The 20,617-nt window shown below is 41.7% G+C and carries 15 protein-coding genes; all 15 read left to right on the top strand.

Features of this window, described 5'->3' with window-relative positions:
• Positions 1-645: 645 nt before the first annotated feature.
• Positions 646-918, top strand: a complete 273-nt coding sequence (locus HC733_RS19550) for an acyl carrier protein (RefSeq protein WP_190366673.1) — start codon at positions 646-648, stop codon at positions 916-918.
• A 31-nt stretch (positions 919-949) separates the two neighbouring features.
• The gene (locus tag HC733_RS19555) at positions 950-1,831 is read left to right on the top strand and encodes a hypothetical protein (RefSeq protein ID WP_190366674.1); all 882 of its coding nucleotides are present in this window, start codon (positions 950-952) and stop codon (positions 1,829-1,831) included.
• Entirely contained in the window at positions 1,815-2,477 is a 663-nt protein-coding gene (locus tag HC733_RS19560; RefSeq protein ID WP_190366675.1) for a hypothetical protein, read from the top strand. The genes HC733_RS19555 and HC733_RS19560 overlap by 17 nt, the downstream gene beginning before the upstream one ends.
• Entirely contained in the window at positions 2,464-3,591 is a 1,128-nt protein-coding gene (locus HC733_RS19565) for an acyl-CoA dehydrogenase family protein (RefSeq protein WP_190366676.1), read from the top strand. The genes HC733_RS19560 and HC733_RS19565 overlap by 14 nt, the downstream gene beginning before the upstream one ends.
• A gap of 34 nt (positions 3,592-3,625) precedes the next feature.
• Positions 3,626-4,957, top strand: a complete 1,332-nt coding sequence (locus HC733_RS19570) for an MATE family efflux transporter (protein WP_190366677.1) — start codon at positions 3,626-3,628, stop codon at positions 4,955-4,957.
• A gap of 11 nt (positions 4,958-4,968) precedes the next feature.
• A complete protein-coding gene (locus HC733_RS19575) occupies positions 4,969-6,552 on the top strand; it encodes a class I adenylate-forming enzyme family protein (RefSeq protein WP_190366678.1) in 1,584 nt (527 codons plus the stop codon).
• A 55-nt stretch (positions 6,553-6,607) separates the two neighbouring features.
• Entirely contained in the window at positions 6,608-7,684 is a 1,077-nt protein-coding gene (locus HC733_RS19580) for an efflux RND transporter periplasmic adaptor subunit (protein WP_190366679.1), read from the top strand.
• Positions 7,684-10,746, top strand: a complete 3,063-nt coding sequence (locus HC733_RS19585; protein WP_190366680.1) for an efflux RND transporter permease subunit — start codon at positions 7,684-7,686, stop codon at positions 10,744-10,746. Before HC733_RS19580 ends, HC733_RS19585 begins: the two co-directional genes overlap by 1 nt.
• Positions 10,730-11,659, top strand: a complete 930-nt coding sequence (locus HC733_RS19590; protein WP_190366681.1) for a 3-oxoacyl-[acyl-carrier-protein] synthase III C-terminal domain-containing protein — start codon at positions 10,730-10,732, stop codon at positions 11,657-11,659. Before HC733_RS19585 ends, HC733_RS19590 begins: the two co-directional genes overlap by 17 nt.
• Before the next feature lie 48 nt (positions 11,660-11,707).
• The gene (locus HC733_RS19595) at positions 11,708-13,273 is read left to right on the top strand and encodes an AMP-binding protein (RefSeq protein WP_190366682.1); all 1,566 of its coding nucleotides are present in this window, start codon (positions 11,708-11,710) and stop codon (positions 13,271-13,273) included.
• A complete protein-coding gene (locus tag HC733_RS19600) occupies positions 13,270-14,814 on the top strand; it encodes an AMP-binding protein (RefSeq protein ID WP_190366683.1) in 1,545 nt (514 codons plus the stop codon). The genes HC733_RS19595 and HC733_RS19600 overlap by 4 nt, the downstream gene beginning before the upstream one ends.
• A complete protein-coding gene (locus HC733_RS19605) occupies positions 14,811-15,761 on the top strand; it encodes a hypothetical protein (protein ID WP_190366684.1) in 951 nt (316 codons plus the stop codon). The genes HC733_RS19600 and HC733_RS19605 overlap by 4 nt, the downstream gene beginning before the upstream one ends.
• Entirely contained in the window at positions 15,755-16,972 is a 1,218-nt protein-coding gene (locus HC733_RS19610; protein ID WP_190366685.1) for a pyridoxal-dependent decarboxylase, exosortase A system-associated, read from the top strand. The genes HC733_RS19605 and HC733_RS19610 overlap by 7 nt, the downstream gene beginning before the upstream one ends.
• Positions 16,973-17,095: 123 nt before the next feature.
• Positions 17,096-18,799, top strand: coding sequence for a hypothetical protein (locus tag HC733_RS19615; protein WP_190366686.1), 1,704 nt, complete (start codon positions 17,096-17,098; stop codon positions 18,797-18,799).
• Between the two features lie 564 nt (positions 18,800-19,363).
• A complete protein-coding gene (locus tag HC733_RS19620; RefSeq protein ID WP_190366687.1) occupies positions 19,364-20,338 on the top strand; it encodes a transposase in 975 nt (324 codons plus the stop codon).
• Positions 20,339-20,617 lie beyond the last annotated feature (279 nt).

The following is a 20,617-nucleotide window of genomic DNA, read 5'->3' on the forward strand; positions in this document are numbered from 1 at the left end:
CGGTTTTCTTTGACTAATTCGAGATGTGAAAATAAAGACATTGCGATAGATAAATAGGAAAAATTAACGCTATTAGATCATAGATTTTCCTTGTTTACAAAGTGTGATCCCGCCCTGAGCAAGATCATGGTTGATAGAAGAACGCTTGTCTTCAACAAGTTCACAATGACTAAATAGTGACATAACTGACAAGTAGGTAGTGATAAAATCGGCGTTATTCGATCAGAAAAGGGCCGGGTGTTAAAGCCTTTTTACAAAGTGTGATCCCGTCGTGGATTTCGAACTCTGTATCAATTTTTTGCGTAGAGGATAACAACAGGTTTTGCGAGTTTTGTAAGATTTATCATCTACTTTATGACCAATTTGTTATTAACTATTGCGCTAATTCTCTAATTTTTACTCTCTTAACCTTAGGTAAAGTGTATCATTGGTTGGTGCTTGCTTACAATAAACTCCTTTAATTTTGGTATCCTAAGCTATTCCTAATGCGAATTTAATGCACTGTTAATGAAAGTTCATTATTAAATAAGTTCGACATAACACATCAATTTCCTTGCCTTCATAAAATAGCTTCATCAATTACGCAGAGCATGAATATGGTTCTTGCTGTATTTGATTTATTTAATCTAATTAGGAAATTTAAAAATGATCACAGAACGCAATGAATTACTTACACATATTAAGCAAGTTTTAGTCACTATCGTAAAAGATGAAAAAGTTTTAGATATGGATGAAAGCGCAACATTAAAAAATGATTTGGGTATAGATTCTATGAACTCACTTGTTTTTTTAATGAAACTTGAGCAGGAACTCGCTGGTTTTAAGGTTGACCCAGAAACATTAGAAGCAAGCCATTTTGAAACAATCGGCACCATTAGTGATTATATCTTTTCACAATTAAATATGGCAGACGCCTGATTTATATCACGTTTGTAATGGGAGTAACCAAATGGCGACTGTATATTTTAATCGTGTAGGCTATCAAAAAACTGAAAATCTACAAACAAAAGAGCCTAGAGAGCGCTACCTCGTTGGGTTGAGAGGTTTGTATCAGTTATATGATCTAGAGTTTGACGAAAGTAGCGTAATTGAAGGCGATCAATTCAATTATATAGAGTTACTTGAGCAAGTTTCTGAAGAATTTACGCAACACTTAGCGAGCTTCAATCCTGTCATTATCAGTCAATGGGGTAATGAGTTTGACTCGGATGCGCCAGCAATTGGCCCATTTATGGCGAAACACTACGGATTAAATATTCCAGTTTTTGATGTCATTGACAGAGGAAGTATTTCACCCCTCATTGCTTTGAGGGTGCTAAAGGGAATTGTTGAAGTACAACAACAAGATGGGGCGTTAATCTCGTTTCAACAGAATACCAGTCCCTCTTCAATAGGCAGCTATAACGTTGCTCCCAAGTATTCAGGTACGGGTTATGTGAGCCTAACAGCTAAAAACACAGGGTTAGCTATTAAAGAGTTGGCGGAGTTTAGCGAAAAGGAAATTCACGCCAACCCAAGCTCAATACACGAAAAAATCAAATCACTAATAATCGAAAATGAATTGCAGAGCCAAGAAGTTAATGTGTTTAGCCGCAAGGGTTCTAGGTTTAACAAGCTATCGAATACCGACTTTATAAATAAAAGTGGTTCTTTAGCAATATCTTACAATGATTTGCCGGCAGACGCCTCTTCACTCACCTTCTTCTCATTTCTAGAAAAGCTTAGAGATGAAAACAGCAATGGATACTACCTGTATGTAGAAGAAGATTTTGAAACGCTCAGCACCATTTTAGTATTTATTCAGGTAGAGCAAGATGATAACAATGAGTGAGCGCTTAGCTCAATTAAACCGAAAATCAGCTTTTAATATAAATAACATTATATGCAGCGCGAATACACAGGCAGTCGATAGTGTTGTGAGCGGTAGTTTGTTTTTGTGTGCCGTTGAGCAACAAGAACAACCTAGTTTGCGACTGCTAATCGATAGCGAAGTGAAATCTGTTGACTGTAACGATGTGCAGTGGGCAGACAATGCATCTTTGAGAAATGCAGGCCTCGCACTTGGTAAAGTGAATCAATCAGAAAAAAAGTCACAGACTAACAACAGCTTAATAATAGGAATACAAAAAGCAATGTGTGACTTATTTGCCGAGCATTTGCGTCACAGTTATTCATATTTAGCAAATAGAACGACGGGCGATACTTGCTTACTCGAACACGGAGCCGTGTCGCAATTAATGGCTCATGCGGTCGCCAACCACAACTATTTAGAACATTTAGCTTCACAATATCAATCAGATAGCAGCAATGATGCACTGTTACAGCTATTCAACCAACATGCCAATGACTTAGTTCAGCAAATTACAGACCTTGGAGGTGGCCGAGGTGCGTTAGCCGGCCACTCCGTCGAGCTTAAAGTTGTTCTAAATGCCTTAACTACGGTTTACTTGAGAGGAAATGGCCATGCCAACAATTAATAAAGATAAAGTTGCACATCGTTATGGCACAGAAAGACTAGATCTCATTGAGTTTTACCGTGAAGTGTCGCTGAAGGTTGATGATGATCCTGATTATATCGTTAATAACTTTTTAGATAGCGAACTGGTTTATGGCAAGTTGGTTGCGGATCTGGAACGAAATAATGCAATGCCATCAAGTACGCAAAATCGGTGCAGAGTAAGTGAGTCTTTGGCTTATGGCGACCCTGGAGCGCTGCTTGCAACACCTAGCCCATCATTGTCGGGTGCCATTATCGACGAAATTGGAAGTAAGGAACAGCAAGTATATTTCCAAAACTATGTACTTGAAAATAAATGCAGAACTTTTTTTGGCGTTACGGAACCAAATAAAGGCTCTGACGCTTCAAATATTGAAACGCATCAATTTGAAGGAAAAATCTCCGGCGAAAAAATGCTGGTTGGAAATGCGGCAGCCGCTGGTATTGGGACCATCCTCTTTCGTTCACAGAGCAAGTTCCTCGACATGCGTGCGGCAATTATTACGCCGGAGTTGCTTGCCAGCGAATTTATAGAGCGTTCGCCACTGAACATGACAATCATCCGAGGTTGTAATTTAGGTTATGTGCGCATTAAAGATATGCCGCTTGATGAGCAATACATTTTAGGCAATCACCTTGGACCAATGCAGCAAGGCATTATGTCGTTAATCAAGGTATTCAACCGATTCCGTCCATCAGTAAGTGCCATGGCTGTAGGGGTCGCGCAGGCCATTGTTGACCATGTTCAGGACAACTACGCCAATGTAATAAGCCCATATCAGCTTAAGTTGCTAGAGCAGGAAATCGAGTTAGCTAGACAAACGAATCTAGACGCAGCTCGATGTGTTGACACAGATCCATACGCTGCTACGCCATCATCATTGGCAAAGATCAAATGCTGTGCAGTTGCTAAAAAAGCAGCACATACCGTCAATGAATTACTGCAAGAAGCGGTTCTGTTTGATCCATGGTTGAGCAAAGCTGTGCGCGACGTTTATGCCTTTGAGTGGATGGAAGGTACCACCAATATTCATCTGAATAATATTTCAATGGGAATTAAACGAAACGAATTTCCCTGCTTACAAAATTCATGATGAGCAAGGTACAAGCGATTAAATTGGAGCATTTATGTTTAAAGGTGTCACAGCAGTATACAAATTAGCAATACCGATATTATTGACGACTGTTTTTAGTGTTCTAAGTGTTTTAGTCAACACCAAGATCCTAGGTGAGGTCAACAATGACTATCTGTATATATTAGCTATCTATGTGCCTGTAAGTATTTACATAGTAGCGCTTTTAGAAAGTTTTCAGGCCGCGGGTTTTGCTTTTTCAGGTATGGCCCAAGGTAGTGGAGACTTAAAGCGACTTGCTAAGCGGTTTTCGGTAACGTTAGTAGCGATCACAATATTTTGCCTGATTACTTGGCTATGTTTCATGCTGTTGCAGGATGTATTTTTCTTAGCACTTAATGTGGAGCTGGTGCATCAGGCGGAAATTGGCGACTTCGTTAGCTTAGCACTGTTATCTTCGATACTGGTGCTAAGTTCAACTATGCTCGGCTCAATGTGTTATGTCTTTGGCAGTGGATTTAGGGTGACATTATGCTCTGCGCTTGCTAATTGCTGTGGCTTTTTCATTACCTGGTACTGTGCAAATCACTTAGCGCTTGGCACCAGTTCGCTCATTATCTCGCAAGTTGTTTCAAGCAGTATATGTTTACTGAGCTTCGCAGTGATGCTACGTCGTAAAAAGCTCTCTTGGCTCTCTAAAATTGGTTTCAGTGATTTTCGAGAAACCTATGGGATTGCCGCCAATATTGTGATCCCAGTATTTTTGAGCTTTATGGTTTTCATTGTTCAAGCTGGTGTTATCAGCCATATTCTATCTGAATACTCAGCGACATTGGTATCAGCATACGGTATCGCGTATCGACTACAAAATTTACTTATTTTACCTGCGGTTGCTATTGGTATCAGCATTGCAATTAAAGTGAATGAATTTAGAGGTCGTGATGAGGAGGAGAAAGCGAATGAGCTCATTCGAAATTGTATCAAGAGTGTGCTGCTTATGTATTCCGTCTTTGCGATAGGTGTATTTTTCACCAATAGCTACTTTGTTAGCTTGTTAACCAATGACATCGGTGTGGCGACTGCTGCTGCAGAATTCTTTAACTATGTTTCACCTTCCTACCTCGTATTTGGACCGCTTGTAAGCTTTTTAATCATGCAAGAACAAATCGGGAAAGGGAAGCGTGCGCTGTGCTTCAACTTGTTTGCAACGGCTATACAGTTGTTACTGATATATGCCGCGCATCATTTTTATCAAAACCCGCAAATTATTTATTTAACCATTGCTATTGGCAGTGTTTTAGCAGGGATATACGTGCTCGTGCAACTGCCTAGTAAGCAACATGAGTGCATCGATTTACACAAACCTTCAACTATAAGAATTAATTAAGAGTATTTGTTATGGAAAATTCATTAGTAAACCAGTTTAAACATCTGTCCAGTAGTCACATTGCCCAAAAGCTCGCGTTAAGTTGTGGTAGCAGTGAATTCACTTACCAACAGCTTTGGCATGAAGTTGAGCTGTTTTCGCAACAGTTGCTAGAAAACGGTATGACAAAGGGAGACCGAGTCGTTATATGTTGTGGCAACCTTCACCAAACGGTTGTGTCTTTTTGGGCATCATTAAATATCGGTGGTGTTGCTTGTGTGATCAGTAACGAACAGGTCATAGAAAAAATTGAATATGTTATCAATGACAGCCAGAGCACCGTATTTGTTAGTACCCACGAAGTGATTAATCAGCTATCAGAACTCGGTGCCGACTCGACCTTAAAAGCAATTATCACGATTGATGAGTTGAAAGCGCCGTATATTGATAGTGTGCAAAGTCGTATTCACTCATATCTAGCGCAAGATATTAACATTGAACATACAGTTCCGTATGTTATTTCAGAAGATTTAGCAGCCATGATCTATACCTCTGGTTCTACGGGTGAGCCAAAGGGTGTAATGATGACGCACGGCAATATGATTTGTGCTCGCGATTCTGTGACCGAGTATTTAGGTAATCGTGAAGATGACGTGTTTATCAGTGCATTGCCATTATCGTTTGACTACGGTTTGTACCAAATGGTCATGTCTCTATCTATTGGTGCCAGCTTCATCTTAGAAAAGAATATGGTTTGGCCACTCCAGCTGATGAAAAACATCGAAAAGTATCAGGCCACGGTCCTTCCTGCGGTACCTGTACTAGTGGATTTACTTAAACAGTACTCATCTATCAGTAACTACTCGATGGAGAGTATCCGTTATATCTCTAATACGGGCGCGGCACTAGGTGGTAAACACTTTGAGCTATTAGAAGAGCTGTTTCCAGCTGCTCAGGTGTTCTCTATGTTTGGCCTCACGGAGTGTAAGCGTTGTACATATTTGCCGCCGGAGTATCTCAAAACCAAGCAAGGTAGTGTTGGTATTGCAATCCCTAACACTGAGATATCAGTCATTAATGAGCAAGGCCAGCTATGTCAGCCTCATGAAGTAGGTCAGTTAGTTATTCGAGGTGCCACTGTAATGCAAGGGTACTGGAGAAAGCCTGAGAAAACAGATGAAAAGCTGAAGATTCACCCTGTTTACGGTGGCCGCTGCTTATATTCTGGTGACTACGGTTATCTGGATGAAGATGGCTTTTTCTACTTCAAAGGACGTATAGATGAAACGCTAAAAGTTCGCGGACGCAAGCTAATTCCAAAAGAAGTGGAAGACAATATTCTTGGCATTAATGGCGTTCGAGAGTGTGCAATTATTGGTTTAACTAATGATGACGCAGAAACGGAAGTTTACTGCTATGCCGTAATCGACGAAACAATGACCAATATGGATGCGTTAGTTAAAGATTCTTCACGCGTTTTGGAAGCGTTTCAAAAACCCGACCACTTTATTTTGCTTTCATCAATGCCTAGAAGTCTTAACGGCAAGATTGATAAGCAAAGGCTTAAGCAAGAGCAGCTAGAAAATATGCAGTCGCAACAAAAGGAATCAATTTAGTTCCCTGCGAGTGAAACGACTGCATAACTTTAGAAAGAGCAAGATGGATAGAAATATGAATACATTCAAAATCTTAAAACTAGCAATGGCCGTTATGATAATAACAGCCGTTACTTCTCTCGGTTATTTCGCTGCATTTGCAGCTGAAAATAAAGATGCCGTAAAGGATGCGGCCCCCGAGGTAGTAGAAAAGGGAACTAAAGTTAAGGTTGCGCTCAGCAAAGAGCAACCTTACTTCCACGAGAACGAGTTTATTGGGCAGGTTTATAGTCAAAAAAATATAAAGTTGGCCACTAAAGTTTCGGGGATCGTTACAAGTATTTCGGCAACACCTGGTCATTTCATTCGCAAGGGAGAGGCACTACTATCTTTAGATAGTGCCACTCTTAAAGCTGAAATCACTAAAAGTCGCCTAGAAATACAACGTTTAGAAATTGACTACGATCGAAAGCAGAGGCTGAGCAAAAGCAACACTGTTTCAGAAGCCGATCTGGAAGAAGCCTCAATATTACTAAAAATCGCTAAAGCAGAACTCATCGCTTTGGAAACGCGTTTACGTGAGCACACCTTGTATGCGCCTTTTGATGGTATTGTGGGTGTGCACAACTTGGCTATTGGCTCATATCTAGGGCAAGGGAATGAGCTATTCAGTTTCTCCAACAATCAACAGTTATACGTTGAGTTTCAAACCCCACGCAATATTCGAGATTTACTGCAAAAAGAGCAGAAATTGAGCATAGTGCAAAGTGGCAAGGAAATTGCAATAAATATCGTTTTGGTGGATGAAATTGCAAACTATAGCACCCAACAAACTCGCATACGGGCGGTTATCAACCAACCAATAGCTGATGGTCAGCTTATCCCAGGCGATCTAGTTAAGATCAAAGCGCGCACGCAAACGAATGAAAAAGTCGTCACAATCCCTGAGCAATCGATTAACTACTCTCCGTATGGTCAATTTATTTTTGTTGCGCAACATGGTCGTGCTTTTAAACGCTTTATCCAAGTTGGTGATCTGCAAAGTAGTGACGTGGTTGTTACTTCAGGGCTGCAAGCCGGTGAAGCCATTGTTGTGGATGGACACAATAAGCTATATCACTCAGCGCCCATTTCGTTTGAAGAGGACATCTGATGGTTACTTACTTTCTCAATCGTCCTGCCGTTGTATTTAGCTCAATGTTGTTGCTGGTGGTATTAGGCTTACTTGCAGCAACTAAGTTACCCTTTACGCTATTTCCACAGCTAAACAACTCGGCCATTTCGGTAACCAGTTACTATCCGGGGGCCAGTGCAGATGTGATGGATAGCCGCGTGACTTCAGCACTTGAAGAGCAGGTGATCTCTATTGATGGTGTCGATTACATTACCGCACAATCAGCCAACTCTTTTAGTGCGATTACTATCAACTTAAAAGCTGAAGTGAATAACAGAGATGTTTTGGTTGAAGTTATTGAAAAAGTGAAATCGGCGCAGGGGTTACCTGGAAATATGGAGCCGCCAGTCGTTCAATTTGCTCAATCTGAAGATGATTTGGATATGGCCATCGCCTTTTCCAGCGAACAGATGAGTCGCTCTCAAACCTATGAGTACCTCTCTCGTGTAATGAAACCAATGCTTGAGTCGATAGAGGGGATTGCAGTAGCAAAAACATTGGGCAGTCCTTTTGCACTGAAGATAATGCTTGATAACGATGCTATGGCAGCTTTAGATGTTGATGCGCAAGATGTGCTCAGCGCATTACGTGAGCAGAACTCTCCTGCTACGAGCGGCTACTTACGTAACGGTACGAATCGCTATGTTATTGAAGCAATGACTGATATTAATGATGTTGATGATTTTTCAAGAATAAAAATTAAGGCTGGAAACGGCAGCGAAGTGCGCTTAGACCAAATCGCGAACGTGAGTTTTACAGCCAAAAATGAAATGATCCTCTCACGTTATCAGGGTAAAAATGCCACTGTACTGACGCTAAAATTGAATCAAGATGTTAACCCACTTGAAATTGAAGGCAAGATTAAGTCGGCATTAGCTGAAGCCCAGAAACGTTACCCGTATGATTTGCAGGGTGAAATTATTGCTGATTCCTTTAAGTTTATTCGCGCATCGCTTTGGGAAGTTGCACATACCATAACCTTATCATTAGTGATTGTATTCTTTGTACTTTATCTATGTACAGGTACCGTCAATACGGTATTCGTTCCGCTTGTGACAATCCCTATTTCTATCTGCGGTATCTTTTTATTACTGCACTGGTCAAATAGCTCATTCAATTCACTGACCTTGCTGGCAATTGTGTTAGCCATTGGCATTGTTGTTGATGATGCCATCGTGGTTTATGAAAACATTTTGCGCCGAATTGAGGAGGGAGAAGATGTCATATCTGCCGTCGAGTATGGAACGCGTGAAATTGTAAAGCCAATCATTGGTATAACGTTGAGCTTTGTGACAGTTTATCTGCCAGTCCTGTTTATTGGTGGCATTGTTGAGCAACTGTTTACGCCTTTCGCCATCACGTTGGCTGGTTCTGTGCTTATCTCTGGTGCCGTTTCTCTTATTCTCACACCCACTATGTGTCGTACATTACTTAAAAATGGCATTAAGCGTGGTGGTTTGGGCAAGTTTTTAGAGCACAAGTTTGAAATGCTACGTCTAACCTATAACAGCTTATTAGCGCGTTATATGCGTAATGTTTGGGTAGCGACGGCGACATATTGCTGTATCGTCTTTGGCTGTATCTATAGTGTGCAATTGGTAAAACAAGAACTGGCACCGAAAGATGATCCAGACTTTTTGATCGTGATAGGGAAAGCGGCACCAGCCGCCAGCACATCGTATGTTAATCAGCATATAGATAAGTTTGAGAAAATTGTCGATACCGTCGCATCGGTTGAGAACTATAACTATGTGACCGGGATCCCTGGCGAAAATCAGATGATATCGTTTTTGCGACTAAAAGATTGGTCACAACGTGCAGAAACAGCATACGATGTGCAAGGCGAGTTGTTCTATAAGCTGTCCGAGTTGCCTGGACTCAGAATGATTCCTATCGTTCCATCATACTTGCCAGGCGCTTCGAATATTCCTTTTCAGGCGGTCATTACGACGGTTGAAGCCAACTATACGGACTTGTATGACCTATCAAATACGTTGTTAATGAATTTAAGGCGCTCAGGTAACTTTGCATATGTTATTCAAGACCTTAAATATAACATCCCATATATTCAGATTAACATTGACCGCGATAGGGCTGCGCAAGTTGGTGTATCGCCAGATCGTATCGCAACAGTTATATCGTTGCTATATAGCTCAAGTTATGTACAGAAAATAGGTGTTAATGGCCGCACTTATGACGTGATTATTCATAATGAAAATTCCATTTATAAACAAATGGATGAAGTCGCTGAAATTAAAGTTCGAAACAACTTAGGAGAGTTAATTCCACTGTCTTCTGTGGCAACTTTTGATATTCAGGCTAGGCCACAGACGTTAAACAAATTTAACGCTCAAAAAGCCGTTGTGATCAGCGGAGAACTGAGTCATAACACCGCGCTGTCAGCGGCTATTGATACGTTCGACAAAGCGTTTGCTGCAAACAATGATGGCAGGTTTCAATCTGACTATTCAGGCGCAAGTCGTAGCTTCTTTCAACAGCAACAACAAGCCATACTGACACTAATACTTGCCGTTATATTAATTACTTTTTTACTCATCATTCTATATGGCCGTTCACTCGAAGCGCTGTTAGTCGTTTTAACCGTCTTTCCGATCACCTTGTCCGGCGCATTTGGCTACTTATATCTATCTGAAAATTCGCTCAATATCTTTTCGCAGATCGCGATATTGACCTTGCTCGGACTGATTTTAAAGCATGCCATTCTAATCATGAACTTAGTGCTTATTTATATAAAGGAAAAACCGTTATACGAGGCTGTTTTACAAGCAGCGGGAGACAGGTTTAGGGCCATCATCATGACAACTTTTTCTATGGTGTTAGGCGCAATTCCTTTGTGTATGGCTACAGGTGCAGGTGCGGCATATCGCTTACAAGTTGGCTGGATGATTTTGTACGGAATGATCTTCGCCACAGTTGTCATTATGTTTTTACTGCCTGCTGTTACCTATCACGCTTTTAAGCTTTCTGCATTGTTAAAAAAAGATCAAAAGGGAATATCCGCTCATGCTCTACCTAAATGATATAAAAAAATATATTCCAAAAACGCAAAGCATTTTTGAACTCAGTCACAGATATGGACTGTCAGAAATGGAATTGAATATATACCATCGCTTGTATGGTTTAGACCGTATTCCTGTGAGTGACGAACCGTTCGATGATATTACCGTTCAATATTGTGAGCAGCTGTTAGAAGACAATAATGTAGACCGAACAGATGTAAAGTTATTGATTTTCTGTCACACAGTGTCTCAATTTCAACCTTTCTCACAAACATGGTTAACCAGTTTGAAAACACGCCTGGGGCTTGATAATGCCATTGTATTTGGCATGAACACCAATAAGTGTGCCAACCCAAGTTTTGCACTGGATATTATCAATACGCTTATTGGCGATTGTCCTTCAAATAAGGCAATTATTCTTACTTCGGATGTCGCACATAACAAAGAAGCACAAATCATAAAGGATTCGACGATCCTTGGAGATGCGTTTGCTCTGAGCCTTTACAGTCGAGAAGAGAAAGGATTCGAACTCGTCTCGAATACCAAAAAGGTTTATGGTCAGCATGCTGCTTGCTCTTGGGAAGAAGGGGAAACACTGACTGAGTTTCAAGATGAATATGCAACGCGTCTTAGCGAAACGCTATCAGAGGCGTTAGAACTCGCTGATACTAGCTACGATCAAATCAAAGCAATCGTGCCGCACAACGTAAACATCATTTCTTGGAAGCGAGTAGCGGATGCAAGCGGTTTTCCATCTAGCAAAATTTATTTTAAAAACATCGCTAAAACTGCTCATTGCTTCGGTTCCGATACCTTTATCAATCTTGAATCAATGTTGTTAGATGATCTGCTAGAACGCGGAGATCTCCTTCTGTCAGGTAATGCTGGGTTAGGTGCGACCTTTAACGGTATCTTGTGGCGCTACGTAGGCTAACTCAAGAAAAATAATATGAATCAAACGCATATAAGTTAAGGAAAGCTGATGAATACTGATATTACACAGCAAAAAAATAATGAATCACCAGTTTCTATCGTTAATTATTTTATTGATAGCGCAAGAAAAACACCTGATGCGATCGCAATCGATGTTGATGGTGTTGAATATACCTACTTAGAGCTCCTTGGAAGAGCCAAGGTTTTGGCAGCTGAACTGGCAAGAAATAGTAAGAAGTTCTGCGTCTTGTATATCGATAATAACATTGATAGGTACATCGCAGTGATCGCGTCTCTGTTGGCAAATAAAACGTATGTGCCAATTTCAACTAAACGAGGCTCGATAGAGCGCTGTTTGACGATTATGTCGCAGATCGATGCCGATGAGGCGTGTTATATCATCGCGTCTGAGCAACAAGAGAAGGTTGCTACGATGCGCGAAAACTTAGCGTCAACAGCACTGTGTTTAGGCAAAGAGCACTTCGCTTGTGATGAGCCGCAGTGGCAACTACCAGACAAAGTGGTTTCACGTAACGGCGATGCGGTCATGTTGTTCACCTCTGGTAGTACTGGATCGCCAAAAGGTGTGCTTATTAGTCACGCTAATATTGGCGCTTACCTAGGCAATATTATGGGATGGTTGCAGGTTAAGTCAGATGCTAGGTTTTGTCATATGGCTAGCTACGCATTTGATTGTCATATCCACGATATCTTTGTGCCTTGGTTTGCAGGTGCTCGAGTGTGCATTTTTGAGAACCATGCTCACAACAACCTCTTTTTGAGCCTAAGAGAAAAGGGGATCACACACAGCCTATTAGCGCCGTGCGTAGTAAATGAGTTTAAACGAGGTGGATTTAACGTTCCTGGATTTTTACCTGATATGCAGGTCAGCTTATTTGGCGGTGAGCCGGTGTATTCAGATATTTTAACTTACTGGGCCAATATTGCGCCGAACAGCGACTATTTCAATGTTTACGGACCAACAGAAGCGACGGTAATTTTCACTTATCAACAATGGACACCTGAGCAAAGTGGCAAAGTCGTGCCAATTGGCCAGCCATTTCCAGGCCATGAGGTGAGAGTTGTTGATGATAAAGGTAACCAAGTATCGGCGCATGAGGTGGGAGAGTTGTACTTAAATGGTCCTCAGGTTAGTGCTGGTTACTATAACCACATAGAAAAGGTGGAATCATTTGCTTACTTTGAAGATTCTCCGCAAATTTGGTACCGGACGGGCGATTATTGCAAGTATGACGAACAGTCGCGACTGACCTTTGAAGGACGAGCAGACGATAGACTAAAGGTGTCTGGGCTGCGCATTGAACGCCTAGAACTGGAAAATGAGATCCGCAAAGCAACAGGGGTTAGTGCATTGGCTGTTGTTCCTGTGGGAGAGAGCAATTTCTGCAAAACCTTCGCGGTATTTATTGCGCCAGGACAAACCACAAAGAGTGAATTTTTGCACAAATGTCAGCAAGCATTACCAGCTCGTCTATGCCCTGGTGAAGTTTACATTGAAGCATTGCCGATAAGTCAAAACTTAAAGGTCGAATACCCCAAATTAAAACAACGATTAAAAAATATGATGATGGAACCTGTCGAGGTGATCGCATGAATACAACAATAAAATCAATAAATAACAATGACAATATCGCTGAACTTATTATGGCATCGAGCCGTCAATTTCCAGAGGCAACAGCGCTGATCGATCAAGGTAGACATGTAAGCTATTTACAGCTTGTCACTAAAGCGCAAGCACTTGCTCGAATTCTACTGCAATCTAGCTCAAACTTTTGTGTTTTGTACATGGATAATGATACCGACCGCTATGTTGCAATGATTGCGTCATTATTAGCAAATAAAACTTATGTGCCAATCTTTCCTGATGCACCATTGGAGCGTTGTCAGGTTATCGTTGAGCAATTAGAAGAAGCTTGCTTTGTTGTTAAATCTCAACAGACAACCAAGGTTAACGCTATCTTGGCGTTAGCGGGAGAGCGTCTTACCGTTGATGAACGTTGCTTGGCTCAATTGGATGGCGCTTATGAGGCCGATTGGCAAGTCAGAGTAGAGAACCCGTATGCGGTCATGATGTTTACGTCAGGTAGTACAGGTATTCCAAAAGGCGTTTTGTTGAGCCATGCAAACATTTGTCGTTATATCGAGAACGTGACGTCGGTATTTCCTGTACATGAAAAGCACGTATTTTCGCATACGACCAGTTATGCATCTGACTTACATATGCACGACTTATATGTGCCATGGTCAAAAGGGGCTGCTGTGTGCTTACTTTCTCACTCTTCAGAAAAACGCATGATGATAGAAATGAAGTTTAATCATGTAACCCACAGCTTAATGGTGCCTGCCGCAGTTAATCAGGTGCGTAGTAATGGCTTTAATGTCGCAGACTACTTACCGGCAATGGAAGTGAGCATGTTTGCCGGAGAGCCTTTAAGTCGTGAATTATGCGAATACTGGGCAAAAATTACGCCTAACTCAGCGATTTATAATTTTTATGGTCCGGCTGAGGCAACGGTCGCTTTCACATGGCATCAGTGGCAGAGTGACGACCCAAGCCAGTATGTGCCCATTGGAAGAGCATTCGATAATCAGGCGACGAAAGTGTTGGATGATGATGGTAATCCAATCAGGGTGGGCCAAGGAGAGCTATATTTGTCGGGTTCTCAGATCACAGATGGATATTTTAAGGATAAAGTAAAAACTGCCAAAGCCTATATTGAGGGTGAAGATGGCATCGTATGGTACAAAACTAACGATTTAGTTGAGCTGTCGAATACGGGCTCATTAACCTTTCTTGGACGCACCGATGATCGGATGAAAATCGCCGGTTATCGTATTGAGCGCTTAGACCTTGAAACGCAGTTAAAGCAGGTAACAGGCCTGAGTGCATTGGCTGTAGTTGCGATTGGTGACGACAACTTCTGTGATGATTTCGTGATTTATACCCCTTTTAATAGTGACCATGATCAGGCATCAATTCTTAATAAGTGCAAGCAAGCATTACCGGAATACATGCGTCCCGCCTATGTCATTTTTTATGATTTACCATTAAGTCAAAACAATAAGGTGAACTATATCGCACTCAGAACGCACTTAAAAAACTGGTTGAATACATTCGATGAGGTCGCCTCATGAGTGCGCTGGAATGTATGTTGAAAAGTGCAGCAAAGCACACCGTCTTGTCTGATCCAGGTTCAATGGCTAGCTATTTCGACGCTGTTGATCCACGAGAGAACTTTCAGGAAGTTATTGATTCAGTAGGTTCAATTTACGCTCAGTTTCAGCGAGATGTAATGAACAAAGGGCACACGATTGACGACAGTAAACAGCACGAGGTGGATTTACGTTATGCAGAGGCCATTTTAAAGCACAGCCATTCACTACAGCCTATTACTTGGCGCAAAGGTACGCCTTTATCAAAGCGAGTTATGGGCGTGTGCCGAGATAACTGCCTTGTATTGGTAAGCTGGCTACGTCACTACAATATTCCAGCAAGGGTTAGATATGGGTTTATTCGCCACTGCTTTAATGCTTGCTACCCCTATATTGACCATACCATAGTGGATTATTGGGACGAAAAAGAGCAATGCTGGAAATATGCTGAGCCAATGTTAACCACTGAATACAAGCAAGAATACAGCCTAGACTTGTGCGCTTGGGACCTACCTAGAAGCGAATATATTGGTGCTTGTGATGCATGGAATATGGCTCGCCAAGACAATAGTAAGCTGCGTCAATTTAGTGGCTTTAAATTTGATGATTTATGGGCATCCATAGTAGTTAGAAACAGTGTAATGCGTGACTTGGCTGCGAGCGTGGAATACGAAAGTCTACTTTGGGATTGCTGGGGCTACATGTTGAAGCTTACTTATACAGAAGAAGAAACTGCCCAACACCATGCTTTGATTGATCAAGTGGCTAGTCTGGATTTGCAAGACCCCGAACAGTGGCTCAAAGCAATCGCATTATATCAACAGACACCTGTGCTGCAGGTAAAAAATGTTTCAAGTGTTAGCCCGTATAGAGGGCGCCATCCTATAACGGAAAATGTAAAAAATTTAGCGGAAGAATCAACATGTTAGATAATAGAATAAAATTTAAGGCCAATGAGCAGGGGTTACTAATTAATGGGTTGGGCCTTGATAGAGTACAGGCTATTGCTGGCTCATTACCTTGCTATGTATACGATAAATCTTTAATTAAAGCGCGCATACAGGCTTTGAAAGCGGCCATGCCAGAAAAGCTCAATATTCACTATGCAATGAAAGCGAATCCATCGCCTTCTGTTGTGCATTTTATTTCCCAAATGCTTGATGGGCTAGATGTTGCAAGCCATCAGGAGTTGAAATTGGCACTTGAGACCAATACGCCGGCATTTGATATTTCTATGGCGGGACCTGGTAAATCTGAGGAAGATATAGCGAGTGCTGTGGCTGCAGGTATTACACTCAATGTTGAATCTGTCGGTGAGTTAAAGCGTATTTACGAAGCAAAAGACAGACTAGGCGTAGAGCATGTCAATCTCGCGCTGCGTATCAACCCAGACTTCAAAGTTAAAGGAACTGGTATGGCAATGGGTGGCAATGCGCTGCAATTTGGCACGGATAGAGAAATGCTAACCGAGCTAATGCAGGAAGTACGCGACAAGCAAGAAATTGTTGGTTTACACCTGTTTTCTGGTTCGCAAAATCTCAATGCAGAAGCACTGTGTGTCATTTATCAGAAGACCTTTGAAACAGCAGCTAGCATTGTTGAAGAGTTTGGTCTCTCACTAAAAAAACTCAATATCGGCGGGGGGTTAGGGATCCCTTATTTTGATAAAGAACAGGATCTGGATTTATCGAATATTTCGCAAGTGTTAGGTCATCAAATTGACCAATGGCATGCAAACATTGGCGAATGTGAAGTTGAAATGGAATTGGGCCGTTACCTTGTTGCTGAAGCCGGGGTATACCTTTGTAAAGTAACTGATATTAAAGATTCTCGTGGTAAGAGATTCATCGTAACTAATGGCGGTTTACATCATCACTTATCAGCAACGGGTAACTTTGGGCAGGTATTTAGACAAAACTACCCGATTGCGATTGCCAATAAGATGCTCTCAGAGGACGAGCAGGAATACCACATTGTGGGTCCTTTATGCACACCTATTGATACTTTGGCATCTGATTTACCACTGCCGAAGGCTGAAATTGGGGATATTATCGCCATATTCCAATCAGGTGCGTATGGTTTCACGGCCAGTCCACACTTGTTTTTGAGTCAACCAAAGCCAATTGAAATTTTGCTTTAACCATACTGAAAATAAGTAGCGACCAATGTAGATGTCTATGCGCATACCTATGCACACCCTCGTCGCATAGACATTAATTAATTGATATTAAAAGTATTCTATTCGAATATTGTGGAGTTTTTCATGTGCGGAATAACAGGGTTATTTGGTAAAGGCAGTTCTTTGGATACCATCAAAGCGATGATGGCAATTTCCGCTAGAAGAGGGCCTGAACACACGCAAATTACAGGTATTGAAAACGGTTGGCTTGGACATGCGCTACTGGCGTTTGTTGCTGAGGGTGCAAATCCTCAGCCCTATGAATACCAAGGCCAGTTACTCACTTGGAATGGTGAAATTTATAATTGGCAAGTGCTGAATGAGCGGTTTGATTTGCAGGCAGAGAATGATACTCAAGTACTGCTCAAAGGGTTAGTGCAAATGGGCGACGCGTTTTTGCATCATATTGAAGGCCAATTTGCTTATATTTTGATTTCTAATGAAGGTTCAGAACCGGTGATTTCAGTCGGCAGAGATCGCTGGGGTATTTCTCCTTTAGTATACGGAGTGAATGAAGCGGATCAGCTAGGTATTGCCAGTACCACCGAGTCGTTATCAGCTAATGGCTTTAGAAATATAAAAACAGTGCCAGCAGGCTGTCATGGTGTATTTAAAAACAATGATATTCAGTTACAGTACTGGTTCAAACTTAATCTAAACAAAAGTGGCGTTAATAAAGCGCTTTGTATTGAAAAAGTATTTGAAAAAGCGAAACGCCAGGTAGAAATACGCATTCCAGATAACTCGGATATCTTGTTTACAACCATGGGTGGAATCGATAGCCAGAGTGTTACAGTGATGACTGCGCTTGCAACGAAAGGAAAATTTGGCGGCGCTGTCACTGTGGTACCTTGGGATCCTCAAGACCCTGATAACCATACGTTAGGTGATTACTACGAAGCAAAAGCAAGTATTGATATGCTAGCATCTCAAGGAATAAAGGTGCCGCACTATGTTGCCCAATTGAACCCTGAGTACATCTTGAGCGAATATCAAGGCCGCAATGCTTTAGATCGCGTTTTGAGTGTATTGGGCCCTGATTTTTTTAATGTATGCTGTGGACTAGCAGAAGACTTAGTTGCAACTATCGTACGCAAAAATGCGGGTAAGGCAATCATGACCGCTGGTGGTCCTGATGAAGCAGGCTGGAGCTATAAGCCTTGGTCATTGCGCCATAAAGCAGATTTGGAATATGGCTTCTATGCGATTGGTGATCAGTTCGCGTCTTCTGAAGGGGTTAGAGCGGGCTTAGTGTTCGGTGAGCAAGGTATCGAAAACCGAGTGCCATTTGCGCATTTGATTGAAGATGCATTGCAAGCGCCTGCAGATCAGAAGCATCAGATTACTGATTGGGGAGATGGTATCGACCCTATGTCCATAGAAATGAAAGATAAAATATTTTGGCGGCAGGCTGTTGGTAGAATGCTACCAGATAGGTCGATGAACAAGCCAAAAGAAACCATACATGGAGCTACAGGTGCGAAAGCTGCAATTCATCATATTGCAATGAACGATAAGGCATATCAAAGCGAACGCCACACATTTATTGAACAGGTGATGGAATTTGGTTGGCAGGGAAGTATTTTTGCAGATTTGAATCATCTAGATGTCAATAACATGCTCAGTGAGGGGCAGTTGTATTGCTTGTGGCGTTGGCAAAAGGTGAACATAGAAGAGTTTTCAAAAAGTGGAAATGAGCGCTATGGTAACCGTTTTTATAGCGAGCAAATTGATGTTAAAGCGTCAAGACCATTGTGCTACGACTGGATGACCGTAGAGCCTCTTTAAAGTCAGTTTACGAGTGTAATTTGTTCCTCAATATGGCTAGCCAGTGTGCAATATGCGTCTCTGAGAGTTTTTATACTCATTGAAGCGTGGTAACAAACATAATCAGTCTCTAAGCAGGTGTTGCTTCGCATCACCTGCTTCTTTTTTATAATAACTAACCATGACTTGAATTTAAAAATGCACTGCCATTATGAAGGTGAGCGCAATTAGTCAATGCTATGCTCATTCACTTGCAAATTTCGCTCAGCCATAATTTTATACATCTATAGTAAGTATAAGTGCGTTGAATTAAAAAGAGCTTATTATAATAGCTAACCTATGCGCAGCTTAGGTTCGTTAGCAACCACAAGGGAGTCTAGAAAGGCCATCATGTTATTTGCATTGTTAAGTGCCCTGTGTTGGGCCGGATTTGATACGTGTCGAAAGCAGCTTTCGCAGTCATTTAGTGCTCCTTTTATGTCTGTGGTTTTTAGAACTTAATAAACATGACACCCACTTTTATTTATTTATTTTTCATTCATTGCCTATCTTTTATTTATCTGATTTAAAAGGTAGGCAGTTCCCATGGCGACGGCACGTAAAAGACTGGTAAGTCTTGTTGATACCAAATATTATCACTGCATATCACGGTGTGTTCGCCGTGCATTTTTGTGTGGTGATGACTCGATAACAGGCAAAAGCTATGAGCACCGCAGGCAATGGGTAGAAGACAAACTGCTGGCGTTGGCCAAAGTATTTTGTATTGATGTATGTGCCTATGCGGTGATGAGTAATCATACGCATATTGTGTTGTATGTAGATGATAAAAAAGCAAAGCGCTTGAGTGATAAAGCCATACTTATTCGTTGGCACAAATTATTTAAAGGTACGCTGCTTACGCAAAAATATCTACAAGGCGACAAGCTAGATAAGGCACAGCAATTCTTTTTAAATCGTATCATTGCCGATTATCGTGAACGACTGGCGGATATCAGTTGGTTTATGCGGGTACTCAATGAAGATATAGCCAGAAAAGCCAATAAAGAAGATAACTGCACAGGGCGATTTTGGGAAGGACGGTTTAAATCCCAAGCACTGCTAGATGAAGCCGCAGTAGCTGCATGCATGGCGTATGTAGACCTAAACCCCATTAGGGCTAAGATGGCTAAAACCCCAGAAGACTCTGGCCACACCAGCGTACAAAAGCGAATTAAAGCCGCCAAAGATGCAAAACAACCCAAACAACTCGCCCGTTTTGCAGGCAGCCCCAGAAAACACATGCCCAAAGGGCTCCCCTTTGAGTTAAAGTCGTACTTAGAGTTAGTGGAACTCACAGGTCGCTGTATGCGAGAAGACAAACGCGGATACATAGAGCAGCGTACTCTCCCTATTTTAGAGAGACTAAACATCGCCCCTGAAAACTGGCTAAAGCTCACCCCGCAATTCACCAAAGTGTTCAAAGGCGCAGTAGGGCGACCTAATAAACTGGATGGCTATTACACGCATTTAGAAGTAAAACGGCGAACCAGTATCAGTCATTGTGAACCGCTTTTCGGCTAAAGCACAATTTACCCCAAACACTAAACCACAATCATGCTGCCAAGGTAGGTAGAGTTGTGCCTAGCATTTTGTAATTAACGCCAAATATCTCGGATAAAAGCAAAAAGTAGATTGAAGAGGCGCTTTTTAAGTAGAAATATCAAAGTAACGAGTGCAATTTATTGTAAGCGTCGCCTAAACCACACCTAGCAACTGGGTGTTGTCAGCTTATAAAGTAACGCTCTGATCTCAATTTGGAGCTGAACATGCCTAAACACAAGACCGCGCAGCAATGGCTGC

Origin of the sequence: Pseudoalteromonas sp. S16_S37, assembly GCF_014694405.1 — a bacterium.
Taxonomy (GTDB): domain Bacteria; phylum Pseudomonadota; class Gammaproteobacteria; order Enterobacterales; family Alteromonadaceae; genus Pseudoalteromonas.

What these genes read in the sequence shown, in the direction of transcription:
- HC733_RS19550 (WP_190366673.1), top strand. Translation starts at nt 646, where the DNA reads ATGATCACAGAACGCAATGAATTACTTACACATATTAAGCAAGTTTTA.
- HC733_RS19555 (WP_190366674.1), top strand. Translation starts at nt 950, where the DNA reads ATGGCGACTGTATATTTTAATCGTGTAGGCTATCAAAAAACTGAAAAT.
- HC733_RS19600 (WP_190366683.1), top strand. Translation starts at nt 13,270, where the DNA reads ATGAATACAACAATAAAATCAATAAATAACAATGACAATATCGCTGAA.
- HC733_RS19595 (WP_190366682.1), top strand. Translation starts at nt 11,708, where the DNA reads ATGAATACTGATATTACACAGCAAAAAAATAATGAATCACCAGTTTCT.
- HC733_RS19565 (WP_190366676.1), top strand. Translation starts at nt 2,464, where the DNA reads ATGCCAACAATTAATAAAGATAAAGTTGCACATCGTTATGGCACAGAA.
- HC733_RS19605 (WP_190366684.1), top strand. Translation starts at nt 14,811, where the DNA reads ATGAGTGCGCTGGAATGTATGTTGAAAAGTGCAGCAAAGCACACCGTC.
- HC733_RS19575 (WP_190366678.1), top strand. Translation starts at nt 4,969, where the DNA reads ATGGAAAATTCATTAGTAAACCAGTTTAAACATCTGTCCAGTAGTCAC.
- HC733_RS19620 (WP_190366687.1), top strand. Translation starts at nt 19,364, where the DNA reads ATGGCGACGGCACGTAAAAGACTGGTAAGTCTTGTTGATACCAAATAT.
- HC733_RS19585 (WP_190366680.1), top strand. Translation starts at nt 7,684, where the DNA reads ATGGTTACTTACTTTCTCAATCGTCCTGCCGTTGTATTTAGCTCAATG.
- HC733_RS19570 (WP_190366677.1), top strand. Translation starts at nt 3,626, where the DNA reads ATGTTTAAAGGTGTCACAGCAGTATACAAATTAGCAATACCGATATTA.
- HC733_RS19610 (WP_190366685.1), top strand. Translation starts at nt 15,755, where the DNA reads ATGTTAGATAATAGAATAAAATTTAAGGCCAATGAGCAGGGGTTACTA.
- HC733_RS19590 (WP_190366681.1), top strand. Translation starts at nt 10,730, where the DNA reads ATGCTCTACCTAAATGATATAAAAAAATATATTCCAAAAACGCAAAGC.
- HC733_RS19560 (WP_190366675.1), top strand. Translation starts at nt 1,815, where the DNA reads ATGATAACAATGAGTGAGCGCTTAGCTCAATTAAACCGAAAATCAGCT.
- HC733_RS19615 (WP_190366686.1), top strand. Translation starts at nt 17,096, where the DNA reads ATGTGCGGAATAACAGGGTTATTTGGTAAAGGCAGTTCTTTGGATACC.
- HC733_RS19580 (WP_190366679.1), top strand. Translation starts at nt 6,608, where the DNA reads ATGAATACATTCAAAATCTTAAAACTAGCAATGGCCGTTATGATAATA.